General features: G+C 55.4%; 11 protein-coding genes and 5 pseudogenes. 10 read left to right on the top strand and 6 right to left on the bottom strand.

Annotated features, from left to right (window positions below):
• Positions 1–296: 296 nt before the first annotated feature.
• Positions 297–1,460 carry an IS4 family transposase gene (locus Q1M04_RS15185; RefSeq protein ID WP_300448589.1) on the top strand — a complete coding sequence of 388 codons (1,164 nt, stop codon included), beginning with the start codon at positions 297–299 and terminating at the stop codon, positions 1,458–1,460.
• A gap of 228 nt (positions 1,461–1,688) precedes the next feature.
• Here Q1M04_RS15185 and Q1M04_RS15180 read toward each other — a convergent pair whose 3' ends face one another.
• Both Q1M04_RS15180 and Q1M04_RS15175 read right to left on the bottom strand, forming a co-directional pair.
• The gene (locus tag Q1M04_RS15180; RefSeq protein ID WP_300347229.1) at positions 1,689–2,219 is read right to left on the bottom strand and encodes a hypothetical protein; all 531 of its coding nucleotides are present in this window, start codon (positions 2,217–2,219) and stop codon (positions 1,689–1,691) included.
• A gap of 255 nt (positions 2,220–2,474) precedes the next feature.
• Positions 2,475–3,908, bottom strand: a complete 1,434-nt coding sequence (locus Q1M04_RS15175) for an ATP-binding protein (RefSeq protein ID WP_300347232.1) — start codon at positions 3,906–3,908, stop codon at positions 2,475–2,477.
• Positions 3,909–4,309: 401 nt separating this feature from the next.
• On the opposite strand from Q1M04_RS15175, the pseudogene Q1M04_RS16270 reads away from it, so the two are divergent.
• From Q1M04_RS16270 to Q1M04_RS15165, 4 genes and pseudogenes are all read left to right on the top strand, one after another.
• A pseudogene (locus Q1M04_RS16270) lies at positions 4,310–4,531 on the top strand (helix-turn-helix domain-containing protein); the annotation flags it as partial.
• 15 nt (positions 4,532–4,546) lie between these two features.
• Positions 4,547–4,996, top strand: coding sequence for an IS3 family transposase (locus tag Q1M04_RS15170; RefSeq protein ID WP_300347235.1), 450 nt, complete (start codon positions 4,547–4,549; stop codon positions 4,994–4,996).
• Between the two features lie 9 nt (positions 4,997–5,005).
• Positions 5,006–5,419 (top strand): DDE-type integrase/transposase/recombinase, encoded by a 414-nt coding sequence (locus Q1M04_RS16265; RefSeq protein ID WP_366140843.1) that lies wholly within the window; start codon positions 5,006–5,008, stop codon positions 5,417–5,419.
• 483 nt (positions 5,420–5,902) lie between these two features.
• Positions 5,903–6,548: pseudogene (locus Q1M04_RS15165) on the top strand (CAP domain-containing protein); the annotation flags it as partial.
• Here Q1M04_RS15165 and Q1M04_RS15160 read toward each other — a convergent pair.
• A pseudogene (locus tag Q1M04_RS15160) lies at positions 6,548–6,658 on the bottom strand (helix-turn-helix transcriptional regulator); the annotation flags it as partial. The pseudogenes Q1M04_RS15165 and Q1M04_RS15160 overlap by 1 nt on opposite strands.
• A gap of 275 nt (positions 6,659–6,933) precedes the next feature.
• On the opposite strand from Q1M04_RS15160, the gene Q1M04_RS15155 reads away from it, so the two are divergent.
• Positions 6,934–7,704 (top strand): HAD family hydrolase, encoded by a 771-nt coding sequence (locus tag Q1M04_RS15155; protein ID WP_297999823.1) that lies wholly within the window; start codon positions 6,934–6,936, stop codon positions 7,702–7,704.
• Between the two features lie 182 nt (positions 7,705–7,886).
• The gene (locus tag Q1M04_RS15150) at positions 7,887–9,551 is read left to right on the top strand and encodes a peptide ABC transporter substrate-binding protein (RefSeq protein WP_297999819.1); all 1,665 of its coding nucleotides are present in this window, start codon (positions 7,887–7,889) and stop codon (positions 9,549–9,551) included.
• Positions 9,552–9,603: 52 nt separating this feature from the next.
• On the opposite strand, the gene Q1M04_RS15145 is transcribed toward Q1M04_RS15150, so the two are convergent.
• Positions 9,604–10,524, bottom strand: a complete 921-nt coding sequence (locus tag Q1M04_RS15145) for a SufD family Fe-S cluster assembly protein (protein ID WP_295758507.1) — start codon at positions 10,522–10,524, stop codon at positions 9,604–9,606.
• Positions 10,524–11,264 carry an ABC transporter ATP-binding protein gene (locus Q1M04_RS15140; protein ID WP_293279425.1) on the bottom strand — a complete coding sequence of 247 codons (741 nt, stop codon included), beginning with the start codon at positions 11,262–11,264 and terminating at the stop codon, positions 10,524–10,526. The genes Q1M04_RS15145 and Q1M04_RS15140 overlap by 1 nt, the downstream gene beginning before the upstream one ends.
• 184 nt (positions 11,265–11,448) lie before the next feature.
• Between Q1M04_RS15140 and Q1M04_RS15135 the strand changes: the two genes are divergently transcribed.
• Positions 11,449–12,162, top strand: a complete 714-nt coding sequence (locus tag Q1M04_RS15135; RefSeq protein WP_297999816.1) for a ferritin-like domain-containing protein — start codon at positions 11,449–11,451, stop codon at positions 12,160–12,162.
• A gap of 133 nt (positions 12,163–12,295) precedes the next feature.
• Here Q1M04_RS15135 and Q1M04_RS15130 read toward each other — a convergent pair.
• Positions 12,296–12,400, bottom strand: a pseudogene (locus Q1M04_RS15130) (transposase); the annotation flags it as partial.
• Positions 12,401–13,104: 704 nt separating this feature from the next.
• Between Q1M04_RS15130 and Q1M04_RS15125 the strand changes: the two are divergent.
• A pseudogene (locus Q1M04_RS15125) lies at positions 13,105–13,509 on the top strand (type IV secretory system conjugative DNA transfer family protein); the annotation flags it as partial.
• Positions 13,507–13,731 carry a plasmid mobilization relaxosome protein MobC gene (mobC, locus tag Q1M04_RS15120; RefSeq protein ID WP_366140842.1) on the top strand — a complete coding sequence of 75 codons (225 nt, stop codon included), beginning with the start codon at positions 13,507–13,509 and terminating at the stop codon, positions 13,729–13,731. The pseudogene Q1M04_RS15125 and the gene mobC, both read left to right, overlap by 3 nt.
• The last annotated feature ends 50 nt before the right edge of the window (positions 13,732–13,781 follow it).

Below are 13,781 nucleotides of genomic sequence, written 5' to 3'. Positions count from 1 at the left end.
CCCAGACCCGTGGTTGCCGGCAACCGCATTTCTCCTGTGTATGTCCCCGCGCGTTGACGCCCCTGCCTGCCGCGCAACTCTCTTTTTGGTAACTTCTGGTTAACTTAATGGCATTGCTCACGGTGAGTAATGTCATTAAGTTAGGAATAAGGAGAAGATAAGGTCAAAAAAGATGTAAAAAGGGGTTGACAAAGGAGGAAAAATGTGCGGCGAAGCCCTGAAAAGTAAACTTGCTTTTCGGGGCTTCGCCGCACATGAAATATACACCAAAATTTTTGCGGAGAATGCTGCTTTCTATGATCCGGGAAATGGGGGAACACCCAGAACAATACGTCAGGCAGCCGGGGCGGGATTTTACCCGTCCCCGGACGCTGACCTTCGAAACGGTCATATCCCTGCTGCTGACCATGAGCGAAAACAGCATCGGGAAGGTGCTCATCGGACGGTTTCAAAACAGCGAAAAAACACCGTCGGCCTCGGCGTTTGTCCAGCAGCGGCAGAAGCTGCTGCCCGCAGCGCTGGAGACGCTGTTCCACCGCTTCACAGCCCTGCTGCGCCCTGGGAAGACCTTTCGTGGCTATCGTCTGCTGGCAGTGGATGGCTCGTCGCTGAAATCCGCCGCCTACCCGGAGGACCCAGCCTCCTACCGCCCCGGCACGTCCAGACAGCACGGCTGGAACCTCTGGCACATGAACGCGCTCTTTGACCTGGAAAACGGCATTTATACCGACCTGATCGTGCAGAAGGAGCACGAAAAAAACGAGTGCAGAGCCCTGTGCCAAATGGCAGACCGCTCCCGCGTTTCCGGGAAGGTGATCCTGCTGGCTGACCGGAATTACGAATCCTGCAACAATCTGGCCCACCTGGAGAAGCGGAACTGGAATTACCTGATCCGTATTCGGGACAAGGCACGGGGCATTGCATACGGTATGCCTCTGCCTGACCAGCTGGAGTTCGACATTCCCCTCAAACTCACCCTGGGCCGGCTGACGCCGCGGCAGTTGGAGACCCGCGGCATCGCCGTCCCCAAGTCCTATTACCGTATCCCGCCCACAATGACGTTTGACTTTTTAGAGTCGAACAGCCCGGATTTCTACGAAATATCCTTCCGCGTTGTCCGTTTACAAACCGACAGCGGCAATACGGAAACCCTTATCACCAATCTCGACCCGGACCGGTTCCCCCTCGCCGCCCTCAAAGCCCTCTACGCCAGACGCTGGGGCATTGAGACCTCCTTCCGCAGCCTGAAATACGCCGTGGGCCTCATCCATCTTCACGCAAAGAAGCCGGACCTTGTCCTCCAGGAGGTTTTCGCCAGTTTCCTCATCTTTAATTTCTCACAGGCCGCTGCCTGGGCTGTGGACGCGTCTCAGGGCACAGCCAAATACAAGCGTCATGTCAATTTCTCCGACGCTTTTTTCCTGATAAGTTCCTTTTGGATTTCCTTCGGAATCCTGTGACCTTCTGCCGCTTCTTCCTTCGCGGACAACTTAATGACATTACTTGAGTGAAGACGCTTTTCGCGTCAATGTTACAAAGCCTCCTTGAACATATCTAGAGTTTAAAAAATCGCTCAACCACTCTTGAAGCCGATGGCCGATACCTCCCCGCCTTTTGAGTTGGTCTCTAAAGTTATTCGTTTATTAAAAGAAGGCCATACAAGTCATAAATGTCATGACAAAAGCACTTTACTGTAATTCTTCCAGTATTTTCTTACATCGATTTATGACCTTATGGCCGTAGATGTCATCTTGCTGCATTTTCATAAGTTCACGTATCAATGCGAGTGCTTCCGATTTCAAACCGTAATAATCTAAAGCGTATGCGGCATTTACATAAGGCGCCTCGGCCGATGCTGGCTGAAATTTGATTCCTTCTTTGCGAGCTGTACGAAATACCTCTATGCTCTGCTGAATGTGCCATAGAGCATCTTGTTTATGCTCGATTCCGGAGTTCTTTGTATCTAGTCCGTAATAAGCGTTTCCAAGCTCTGAAAGGATATTTGCCGCAGAAAAACGACTTGGCAGTTCGTTCGCTTTATCTTGCTGCGTAAATATGAAAAGTATCTTTTCAAATATAGAAATCGCTGTTTCAAAGTCTTTTTCGATATGACACAAATGACTTCCAAGGTGACGAAGCGCACTTGGGTAAGTCTCTGCGTCTACACGAGTTCGTGGTGGTACATTTTCACTAAGCTGAACTGCCTGACGGATACACACGCCAGCTTGTTCCTGCTGGTCTATTTTTTTAGAGCATCACTTTTTACCAGTAAGGAGCGGGATTTTTGAAACGGATCGCTTTCAGGAAGAGAGAAAATCGCATCACATACTTTAACTGCGGATTGAGGATCTGTATGGAGCAAGTCAATCGCTCTATTATAGAAAAAAGAAATTTGTTGGGAAGTCGGAATGTGTTGTGGATAACGTTCAATTAAATCCCAAGCTTTTCCTTCGTAAGTGATCCGCTTCTCATAATTACCCAATTTGCTCATCAGCGCCGAACGATTTTCTAAAATATGAAAAACTGTCTAAAAAATCCTGTTGGAACGTTCCCTGTTGTGGAGTTGAAGAACAGGTCACAAGAATATAGAGACCCCCTGTAAGACTGTCAGAATTCGGAATAAAATTTAGGAGATGGGTATCCTCAGGGGCCAGATGATCGATGCCATCCAATATGAGGAGCATTTTGCTGTGGCCGTAAGTCCTTTTATACAGAGCCTGGAAGGCTTGCAAAAATGCGGTCATTGCACTGCCACGCTGTTCAGGGGGAAGCTGATACGTTAAAGCCGGCAACTGCCCATGCAGTTCGTCCTCACATTCGGAAACCCTACGGAACAAGTCCCCCAGCGCAAATGGAAATTCGCTGGATGGACGAACGGACATCCGGCTGAAATGATAGGCCCGGCAGATAAACCCTTGACTGAAAAGTGCCTGTTTCCCGCTTCCGTCCAGCTGATCGGTGAATACACTTTTCCCGGTCCCTGATTCCGAACGGAGCAGGAAAACGCCGTGGCTATACTTAGAAAGACAATCGAAAAGCCATGCAAAGTAATGTGTTTGCTTCCAATACCGATTAGAAGCGTGAAAATGCTGCAGCACGGCGTCGAGCTTGCCTGAAAAAACCGTATCATTGAAACTTCCTTCCACCGTGATCGGAACCGTCCCATAGTAGCGAGATGAGAGTTCATGTAAAAAAGACATATCTATGGAGGTCCTTTTGCCTGTCTGATAACTCAGAACTTTCCCACTATTATTTCCACGATGTAAGGAATCCAATACTCGATAGTCATCCTTTACTCTGTAAATGAATGGTTCAAGCGGGAAGGGAGGACCGTTATCAATAGAACAGCTGTAAGCTGTTCCTGGAGTGTCGTGATAGATGATATTTTTGGCCATAGGCGCCACAGTGGACAAGCATTGTGTAAGATCGCTGAGTTTTCCCTCCAGAGTATCCAAAAAGTCTTGCGAGGTACCTGGCTGTATTGCACCATGTCCGATGGATTCGTTGCGCCAAGATACAATTTTCGCTTTGTTGTAATGCCGGTTCAGGACCTCCAGCAGCTTCCCAAGAGATGTGCTTCCTATGGAAGGTGAGCGCTTCAATTTTGATGGGGGTATCTGCACCCAATCCCCAAAAGAGTAAGCGTGTTCTGGGTCACAGAGTGCGGAGACCGTGTCCATATCTTGGATATATGCAGCAAGAGCAAAACCGGTCAAATCATACCAGCGGATCAGAAATTCAAATATATCTCGTAACTGTAGGAAAAAACCGTACAAATCTTTCTGGGAGGCAAACTGCTGGAGTTTGGAATATAGTTGATAGAACAGAGGGGGAAATGTATCTTGTCCATCACAATACCAAAGTTCTTTCTTTTGAACAAGATGCTCCAACCAAGTGGCGTTTTCCATAAATGTCTCCCTTCCTTTTCTGAGCGTCGCCTTTGCAGCTAACCCATGTTGATGATTTATTATGCTATTTGGCACTGCTTTTATGGCGCAATATAATCTATAGCACTTTGTCCGTTAAGGCCGTAATAGTACACTAATCAATATACATTTTATCACGAAAATGCGTGGTATACAAGGAGGATCTCCGCGGTTGCCCATATGGATAGGAATACTTAGCAAACCATCAAGATGAATGCCATTGCAGTTCCTGACCATCTTGATGCTTTTTAATATTAGAATTATTTTATCCTGCTAGGAGTAAGTAACATCGACATCAATTCAATATCCAAACACATTTATAACATGTTTGAAATACGTTGATTTTGCATTGGAAGTTAAGTTACTAAAATTTTACATAAAGTATAGTAACGGGAGATGATCCAATACCGACAAAGTATCCCACAGAATATAAAGTAAAGGTTATTCGCCGTTGCGCAAAAGGGAAATCCATCAAATCATTACGTCAAGAGCCGAACATATCGCAGAGCACCATCTACCAATGGCGCAAAACATATTGCTCCATTCAAACACCAAACCGGACATACGCTCTTTCGGAGTTTGATGCTATTTCCAGACGGCTTCAAAAATTAGAGCATGAGATGGAAATTATTCGACTTTCAGGATATATTACCAAAGTTCCTACGCAAGAGAAACTTGCCACATTAGAAGAACTACACAACTCTTCGGAAAATTCGTACAGCGTCCATGAACTATGTGAGGCTTTAAGTGTTCCTCGTGGTACGTTTTATAACCATATCTTTCGAAGAGCCGATAAGAGTTATTATGAAACAGAACACACCCAACTTGCATTAAAGGCAAAACAGATCTTTGATGACAGCGCACAGAGATACGGCGCAGAAAAGACCCGTACAGTCTTAGCCGCCAACGGTATCCGTATTGGTAAAAGGCGTATTGCCGTCATTATGCAGGAATTAGGGCTGCATAGTGTTCGCGTAGACGCTAAGAAACTGCATAAACGAAAACAGCAATTAAAAAAAGAAAATCTGCTGAAAAGAGAATTTTCAGCAAACTATCCAAATCAGGTGTAGGTCAGCGACATTACGCATTTCAAAGTTAAAAGCTATTGGGTTTATCTCTGCGTGATCATTGACGTTTATTCCCGCAAAATTGTGGGATGGAGAGTTTCAAAAAATGCCAGTACCCATTTGGTTACAAAAACGTTCAGAACAGCCGATCAAGAACGTGGCAGACCCGGCAACTTAACGTTTCACAGTGACCGGGGCAGCCAGTATATTTCAAAGGCTCTGACTGCGCTTTTTCAGAAATACGCCGTCAAACAGTTCTTCTCCGCCACAGCAAGGCCATTAGACAACGCAGTTGCGGAATCCTTCTTTTCGACCTTCATTGTGAAGAAGCATATCGCCGGGAGTATACTTCCGAGCAACACTTCCAAAAGAGCGTTGAAGAGTATATTCGGTTTTACAATGAAATCCTACCGCATCAAACGCTGAATTATAAGATACCGTAGGCGTTTGAGGACATTTACTGGGAGCGTTTTACGCAAAAGTAGTGTCTATATAGTGGTCTTGAGTAGAAAACATTAGTTTTGCGTTTTGAAAGTTTTAGAAAACGCCGCTCATGCGGAAGAAACCCTGAAATCCAAGTATAGCAATGGATTGAACAAAAGAGGTCAGCAAAGATTTTTTATACAAATTCTAATGGTTTGTAGGCGTTTCTGTTCCATTTTATTTACTCTCCGGCACTCTTTGAAACCAGTGTTTCCATGTGTTCCACATCTGTCTGTGGCTGTTTATGTGGTCAGGAGGATCGATACTCCTGAAGAGGCACCCTACAAGCACAACGAAGCACTGTGCAATATGCTCGATTTTCACCTCTGTATTTCTCTGTTTATCCCTATCGACTTTCGTCTCCTGTTTCGATATTGTGTCACTTGCGAAACATACGCAAAATATAAGAATCAGGCGGAAATGCAAATGACCAATACAAAAAAGCGCATCACCGCTGCACTGACGGCAGCAATCCTCGCAACAACCCTTACCATCCCCGCCACGGCAGCGGAAACCCCGACCATCCGAGTGAGCAGCTACAAGGGCAGTACCCTGGAGGTAGGAGAGCGTAGCGGCCTCATCATCGGCCCCAGTGGTACGGAATACACCGTCACCTCCAACGCCCCGGATACGATAGCAGCAGAGCAGGTGCTGACCTTCTGGGTGGCTGTCGCCAAGGCGGAGGGGAGCGCGGAGATCACCGCCTTCAACAGCGCCGGGGGAGCGCGGGAGCGTAACACTGCCCGTCGGCCCCGCTGCCCCCGCCGCATCGGAATCCCCCGCCAGCGGGGACAGCGCTGGCCTGACAGACAACATGGAGATACGGCAGGAGATGATCCGCCTCATCAACCAGACCAGAAAGGCCAATGGAGTGTCAGAGCTGCCGGTCAATGAGGCCCTGATGAACGCAGCACAAGCCTGCTCCAACCAGCGCTTCACCTGGCACCACGCCCCGGAGGAGAGTAAAGCCGCCGCAGATGCCGGTTACCCCTATGGCTTCAGTGACAACCTCTCCGTGTTCACCGGCACAGCCGACGCTGCCCAACACGCCGTCGACAACTGGATCAACTCCGTCTCCCATTTGGAGATGGTCTGGCGGCTCACCCCCAGCTTTTCCGCCACGGCCTCCTGGGACAGGCCCTTCTTCTTCCGGGCGTCGGACAGATTGCTTCCCAAACTCATTCTGTGACCTCCTGTGTTGAAGTTGATTCTGTTATAGAGGGTTTTCCCGGAGAACGCCAGCGGCGTTTCCTTGCACTTCCGCACGGATTCTTAACAGTCCGGCGGCGAAATTCGGGCTTGAACCCCGTCCGGGGATGGGGTATACTGGACCGTAAAGCGCCACAGCGCAGAAACGGGAGCATGAAAAAGAAGCATTCTAGGCGGCGCTCCTTGCTGCAGCTCCGCCGCCCGCGTTTCTTGAATGTTGCCTGATATAGAAAGAAGGAACTCCACCCATGATCCGCCTCATCGCCAGCGACATCGACGGGACCCTGCTCCAAAACGGAGCCACGGAGATTTCCCCGGAGATCTTTGACCACATCCACCGCCTGGAAAAGAAGGGCGTCCTCTTCTGCCCCGCCAGCGGACGGCAGTACACCAGCCTCCGGCGGCTCTTCGCCCCGGTGGCGGACCAAGTGCCCTTCCTCTGCGAGAACGGCGCGGTGGTCTACGGCCCCGGAAGCCCTGGACCCATTTTAAGCAAAACCGTCATGGACCGCCGCCTAGCCGAGGAGCTGTGCGCCGAGATTCTGGCCCTGCCGGAGACGGAGGTGCTGATCTCCGGCGCCGACGTCAGCTACCTCTGCCCCAAGACCCCGGACCTGGAGGACCAGATCCGCTGGTTCCTGGGCAACCGCACCGCCGTCCTCCCCGCCCCGGCGGATGTGCCGGAGGACATCATCAAGGTTTCCGCCTACTGCCCCAAGGGCATCGAAGCCGCCAAGACCGCCCTGTTTCCCAAGTGGGAGCAACATTTCCGCTGCGCCGTGGCCGGAGCGGTCTGGGTGGACTTCACCCTGGCGGACAAGGGCCTGGGCATCTCCCGGCTCTGCGAGGCCCTGGGCCTGCGGCTGGAGGAGGTCATGGCCTTCGGGGACAACTACAACGACGTTTCCATGCTGGAACGGACAGGCCGCCCCTATCTGATGGAGGGCGCCGCGCCGGAGCTCCGGGCCCGCTTCTCCACCCGCTGCCGCACCGTGGCGGAGGTGCTGGAAACCCTGTGAGGCCGGGGGGCTTCGCCTAAAATTTGAACGGTTCCTTAATTTTTGTCATTTTTGTTACTTTTTTGCCCCGCCCGCCTTTACAAGGCGGGCGAAATTCTTTATAATAGATGTCTGCCAAATCCGCCCAGGCGGCGGTGCGGCTGTAATCAGAAATGAAGAGACGGTCCGTCTCTGGAGGTTTTATGAAACAGTTCGTCAAACGCCTGGCGGCCCTGGCGCTGTCCGGGCTGCTGTGCACCGCCCTGCTGTCCGGCTGTGCCAAGGACGGCGAGGGCATGGCCCTGGCCGTCTGCGTGGGGTCCGCCCCGGAGTCCCTGGACCCCATCTACGCCGAGGACACCGAAGGCCAGACCGTCCTGGCCCATCTCTATGAAAACCTTATGCGGGTGACGGTGGACAGCACGGGAAAAACCAGCGTCCTCCCCGGCATGGCCAAAAGCGTGGACCAGGAGGAGGAGACCAAGGAGGGCGCCATCACCGTCACCTACACCTTCCGCCTCCGCAGCGCCCGCTGGTCCGACGGGCAGCCCGTCACCGCCGGGGATTTCGTCTACGCTTGGCAGCGCCTGGCAAACCCCGCCACCGGCTCCCGCTACGCGGACCTGCTGTCCGTGGTCAAGGGCTATCAGGAGGCCCGGGCCGCCAAGGACATGAGCCTCCTCCAGGTGACGGCGAAAAACGACTCCACCCTGGTGGTGACGCTGAACGGGCGCTACGACTGGTTTTTAAAGGAGGTCTGCACCTCCCCCGCCGCCATGCCCCTGCGCCAGGACGTGGTGCAGAAGCTGAAAGCCGCCTCCGGGGACAAGTCCTGGTGGGAAGGGGACCCCACCCAGCTGGTGACCAACGGGCCCTACACCGTCGCCTCCTTGGAGGAGGGCCGCCTCCTCCAATTGACCGCCAATGACCGCTACTACGCCGCCCAGCCGGGGCCCCAGAGCGTCACCTTCCACTTTGCCGGTTCGCCGGAGGAAGCCTGGTCCCTCTATGAGAGCAAGACCGTGGACGCCGTCTGGCCTTTGCCGGACGCCCGTCTGACAGAGCTGGCGGCGGACCCGGAGTGGTCCCCCCTGCCGGAGCTGGCCACCTACGCCGCTCTGTTCAACTGCGCGTCCGAGACCTTCGGCGACCCGGCCCTGCGGGAGGCCATGACCCTGGCCATTGACCGAAACGCCCTGGCCCAGGCGGCGGGGGCGGCGGCCCTGCCGGCGGAGGGCGTCGTCCCCCCCGGCGTACCGGAGAACGAGGAGGGAGATTTCCGCGCCCTCAGCGCCCCCCTGCTGGACAACGGCCCGGAGGGCTATGAGGCCCGCTGCCAGCAGGCCCGGGACCTGCTGGCAGAAGCCGGGTACAACAGCGGCGCGGACCTGGGCGAGCTGGAATTTCTCTACTTGAAAAACGATGTGAACGACGCTGTGGCCCAGCTCCTCTGCCAACAGTGGCTGGAGGTCCTGGGCGTCCAGGCCGTGCCCAAGGGCCTGACGGAACGGGGCCTGATGTCCGCCCTGAGAAACGGGGAATATGATCTGGCGGGCCGGACCCTCACCGCCTCTGCCAACGACGCGGAGTGCTTCCTGATGTCCTGGACCACCGAGAGCCGGGAGAACCTGGTCCGCTATGAGAGCAGCGCCTACGACACGCTGATGAAAATTGTAGCGGGCGCCGCCGACGGCACCGCCCGGATGGGCTGCCTCCACGACGCCGAGGCCCTGCTGCTGATGAATTCCGCCTTCGCCCCCCTTTACACCAAGGGCACCGACTGGGAGCTGCGGGAGACCTTCACCGGGGCCTTTCGGGACCCCCGGGGCTGGTTCAGCTTCGCAAATGTCGTGACCAGAACCGCCTGAGAGCATGAAAGCGCCCCGCCGGGACGGCGGGGCGCTTTTGCGTCTTGAATGGTCAGGCCAGGAAGCCCTTGAGGATGCAGTCCTCGGCCTCCTCCTCGGTGAGGCCCAGGGTCTCCAGCTTCAGCAGCTGGTCCCCGGCAATCTTGCCGATGGCCGCCTCGTGGACCAGCTGGGCCTCGGTGCAGTTGGCGGTGATGGCGGGGATGGACTTGATTTTAGCCGTCCCCATGATGATGGAGTCGCACTGGACATGGCCGAAGCACGGGGCATTGCCCACCATACGGGGGTAAAACACCTGCTCCGATCGGTCCTGCGCCACGGAGCGGGAAATCACCCGGCCCTTGGAATCCTCGCCGTCCAGAATGATCTCCATGTCGCTCTCCGCCGTCTGGTCTCCGTGGGTCAGCAGCCGCTCCGTAACCACAGCCTCGGCTCCCTTGCCGCAGACGATTTTCGTGGAGCGCTTGGTGGAATCGATGCCCCGGATTTGAACGGTCTCCATCTGGATGGAGGCCCCCTCCTCCAGATAGACCACCGTCTGGGGGTTCATGATCCGGCCTCCGGTTCCGTCCCCCTCGCCGTAGTGCTTCTCGGTGTAGCGGACCCGGGCGCCCTTGCCCACGTAGAAGGTATGGACGCCGTCGTGGCGGGACTCCTCCCCACCGCAGTTGTGAATGCCGCAGCCCGCCACAATGTCCACATCGCAGCCCTCGCCGATAAAGAAGTCGTTATAGACCATCTCCCGGAGGCCGGACTTTGTGATGATGACGGGAATATAACAGGTCTCCCCCACGGTGCCGGGCTTGACCCGGATGTCGATGCCGGGCTTGTCCTCCTTGGAGGTGATTTCAATGTGCTCCGTAGACTGGCGGCCGTCGCAGCCGGAGTCCTTGCGGATGTTGAAGGCCCCCACGGGCTTGCCAATGAGGTCCGCGATCTTTTCCAGTAAGCCGCGATCGATCTCGGTATCCATCATTGCGCCATCGCCTCCTTCCGCAAAACCGGGCAGGTGCCCAGGGTGTCCGCCAGAATCTGGGGCAGAATCTCCGCCGGGGTCCCCCGGTGGCGGATCTGCCCGTCTCCTACCACAATGACCTCGTCCGCCAGGGAGATGATCCGCTCCTGGTGGGAGATGATGATCATGGTAGCCCCTCCGGCGGCGTGAAGCTGCTCGAAGGTCTCCGTCAGCCGGGCGAAGGACCACAGGTCAATGCCCGCCTCCGGCTCGTCAAAAATCATGAGCTTCGCGTTTCTCGCCAGGATGCTGGCGATTTCAATGCGCTTCACCTCGCCGCCGGAGAGGGAGGCGTCCACCTCCCGGTCCAGGTAGTCGTTGGCGCACAGGCCCACCCGGGTGAGGTACTGGCAGCAGCGGTCCTTGGAGAGCGTCCCGTCTCCGCTGGCCAGGGTCAGCAAATCCCGGACCGTCAGCCCCTTGAACCGGGGGGGCTGCTGGAAGCCGTAGCTGATGCCCAGCTTCGCCCGCTCGGTGATGCCCAGATCCGTGACGTCCTGCCCGTTCCAGAGTATCCGCCCGGCGGTGGGCTTCACCAGGCCCATGATGCTTTTTGCCAGGGTGGTCTTTCCGCCGCCGTTGGGGCCGGTGAAGACCACCAGCCGCCCGCCGCCGACGGTGAGGGAGATATCGTTCAAAATGCCCAGCTCCCCGCCGTCCTCGTGAACGGCGTAGCTGAGGTGTTTCAGTTCCAGCATGGGGGAATCCTCCTTTGCTTGCTGTGTCAGACAGCATTCTACCAGATATAACGGGAGAATGCAACGAATGCCTTGGGTTTTCTTCTACATTTTACCCAAAAGTGCCCCTCTTATCTGTTGCATGCGCAACAGGAACCATTTTTTTACCCTTTGCATAGACTGGGAGGAAAAGGAGGGACCTCTCATGGAACATATGCCCCAAACACCGGAAGTTTACGATTTTCGACAGTATGACCGCATCTGGCAGCGGGTCGCCCCCAACCTGGAGCCCTACCCCGGCATGGCGGCCCAGCCGGCGGCTGCCGCTCAGCAGACGGCCCCCGCCCAGCCGGCGGCCTCCGCCCGGTCCGAGGCTTCCGCGATTCCCGCCGCCCCGACCCTTACCGTCCTCCCCGCCGCGCCGGAGGCCCCCGCCGTTCCCGTTCCCGCAGGCCCCGACGCCTCGCTTCCCGGCGCGGAACAAAATCCCTGCTGCATGGGCACCGAGGCGGAGGAGATGCTGGAGGTCATCACCGGCTACATCGAAGCGGCCCTGTCGGACCGGCGCTATCTTCTGGCCCTGACCCGCCAGGCCCCCTCCTGGGCCCGGAAGCCCCTGCGGGACATGGCGGCGGAACTCCAGGACCAGGCCCGGCGGCTGATGGCGGCCCACTACCTTATCACCGGCCGGCGCTACCGCCCCAGCGTCAGCGCGGAGCGCATCTACGCAGGCCGCTGGTGCCCCGCCCTCCGGGAGCGCTATCACGCGGCGGCGTGCAGCGGCTTCAACTACGCCCGCTCCGCCGAGGACACCATGGACCCCTGTCTGACGAAGCTCTTCGAGGAGATGAGCAAGCAGTCCTACGCCCACGCGGAAACCCTGATGGGACTGCTGCAAAGAAGCCTGCAAAACGCATGAGGAAACGGGCCCCCCGCCTTATGGCGGAGGGCCCGCCAGCCTGTCGAAAAGCGGCCTGTTTGGAGAATATCCAGACAGGCCGCAAAGATATTGAAGGATAAAGGCAGTTGTGGAGGTGGGAACGGGAAGAGCGCTTTCTGGCTTTCCAACTCGCCAGCTTTTTGAGGTTCATGGCAGCAAATTTAAGCCTTACCCAGTTGGATACCCGGGTCAGACCACGGTAAAACGTGCAGCGCATCAGCCTTTCATTTCCGCTTAATATTGTCGGTGAGGTTCCGGTCAATATCTCCGCCTTTGTTCGTGCGGTCGCCATTACAAGTGGTTCCGGCTGGACGGCTGCCGGCTGTTCACATTCCAGAACGGCGGCTATTTTCTGCGCCGTCAGTGTCGGGGCCTTTTCTTGTTCACAGGCAATCCCCCGGGCCTTTGCGCCCATTTCGGGGTCAAAACCCGCCGAAAAAATTATAGGTTGGTGTCCGTGCTCCTGGGTGCGTAACGTTCCGGCCACATTAACGCTTGTCCCCATAATGCTCCCGCCTTGATCGTTTAGACAGATGACGCTTGATTTTTCAGCGCCGCCTCCAGTTCCTCCGGTAGCGGTTTCCCCCGGCGCTCCGCCCTCGTCAAAATCCCTTTGCACGCTTTTGCGGACAAAGAGTATTTCGGGGGCGGCGTGTCCTCCAAAATCTGCGACAAGCGCAATTCTGCGGCGGCGCTGGGGGACTCTCCAAAACTGCGCGTCGAAAACTCGGTAGGCGACGGACCATCCGTCCCCGATCCATGCGTCAGCCAAAGGCCAGCGTCCTTTTTGAGGTAATGGAACGTCGGGGGCGTCTGGTTCCGCAATCCTGATGGTCTCCTCGAGGACCGCTCGGAAATCTTCCCCTTTGTTTGAGCTAAAGGCCCCGGGGACGTTTTCCCATACCATGAAACGGGGTCGAATACTGCGCCTTAATCGCCTATATCATTTTTGAGGGCCCCGCCGAGGATCGGAACATGAACACTTTAGTGGATATGATTTCCGGGATGGAAGTAAAAGAAGATGACGAGGATTTTATGAACGCTGTGGACTATATGTTTTCCGGGCTGGAAAAGCGAAAGCCGGACTGCTTTGCGGTCAAGCAGTATAAGAAATACAAATTAGCCAGCGGCAAGACAGCGAAAAGCATTTTGATTTCCTGCGGGGCAAGGCTGGCCCCCTTTGACATCCCCCAACTCCGGGAGATTATGTCCTATGACGAGTTGGAGCTTGACCGCATCGGGGATCGGAAAACGGCGGTGTTCTTTATTATCTCGGACACCACCCAGACCTACAACTTTTTAGTGGCTCTGGCCTTTTCCCAGATGACCGGGAATATGGATGTGCTCCATGTTGACCTCTCGCCTGTCCGGGAGCTGGTGTCGCTCCAACGGCGGTGCTCCAACAACCTAAACCAAGTGGCGATCCAGGCGAATACCTACGGCGGGATATATCCCGAGGAGATCGCCAGCCTGCAACGGGACTATGCGGCCCTGTGGGAGCCGCTGGCCGATCTGTTAAAAAAGCTGGCCGCCGTGGTGGAGCTTTAGCCTTTCCGGGGAGTGGCGTGTGCCGCTCCCCGGTTTTCTCGACTTCGGGA

This window comes from uncultured Oscillibacter sp., from assembly GCF_950073225.1.
GTDB lineage: Bacteria > Bacillota > Clostridia > Oscillospirales > Oscillospiraceae > Oscillibacter.
Note: the sequence above shows the minus strand (reverse complement) of the source record. Positions and strands in the feature narration are given on the sequence as shown.

Bases quoted from the DNA above. Each gene is read 5' to 3' on its own strand.
- Q1M04_RS15185 (WP_300448589.1), top strand. From the start codon at position 297: ATGATCCGGGAAATGGGGGAACACCCAGAACAATACGTCAGGCAGCCG.
- Q1M04_RS15175 (WP_300347232.1), bottom strand. From the start codon at position 3,908: ATGGAAAACGCCACTTGGTTGGAGCATCTTGTTCAAAAGAAAGAACTT.
- Q1M04_RS15170 (WP_300347235.1), top strand. From the start codon at position 4,547: ATGGAAATTATTCGACTTTCAGGATATATTACCAAAGTTCCTACGCAA.
- Q1M04_RS15155 (WP_297999823.1), top strand. From the start codon at position 6,934: ATGATCCGCCTCATCGCCAGCGACATCGACGGGACCCTGCTCCAAAAC.
- Q1M04_RS15150 (WP_297999819.1), top strand. From the start codon at position 7,887: ATGAAACAGTTCGTCAAACGCCTGGCGGCCCTGGCGCTGTCCGGGCTG.
- Q1M04_RS15145 (WP_295758507.1), bottom strand. From the start codon at position 10,524: ATGGATACCGAGATCGATCGCGGCTTACTGGAAAAGATCGCGGACCTC.
- Q1M04_RS15140 (WP_293279425.1), bottom strand. From the start codon at position 11,264: ATGCTGGAACTGAAACACCTCAGCTACGCCGTTCACGAGGACGGCGGG.
- Q1M04_RS15135 (WP_297999816.1), top strand. From the start codon at position 11,449: ATGGAACATATGCCCCAAACACCGGAAGTTTACGATTTTCGACAGTAT.
- mobC (WP_366140842.1), top strand. From the start codon at position 13,507: ATGACCGGGAATATGGATGTGCTCCATGTTGACCTCTCGCCTGTCCGG.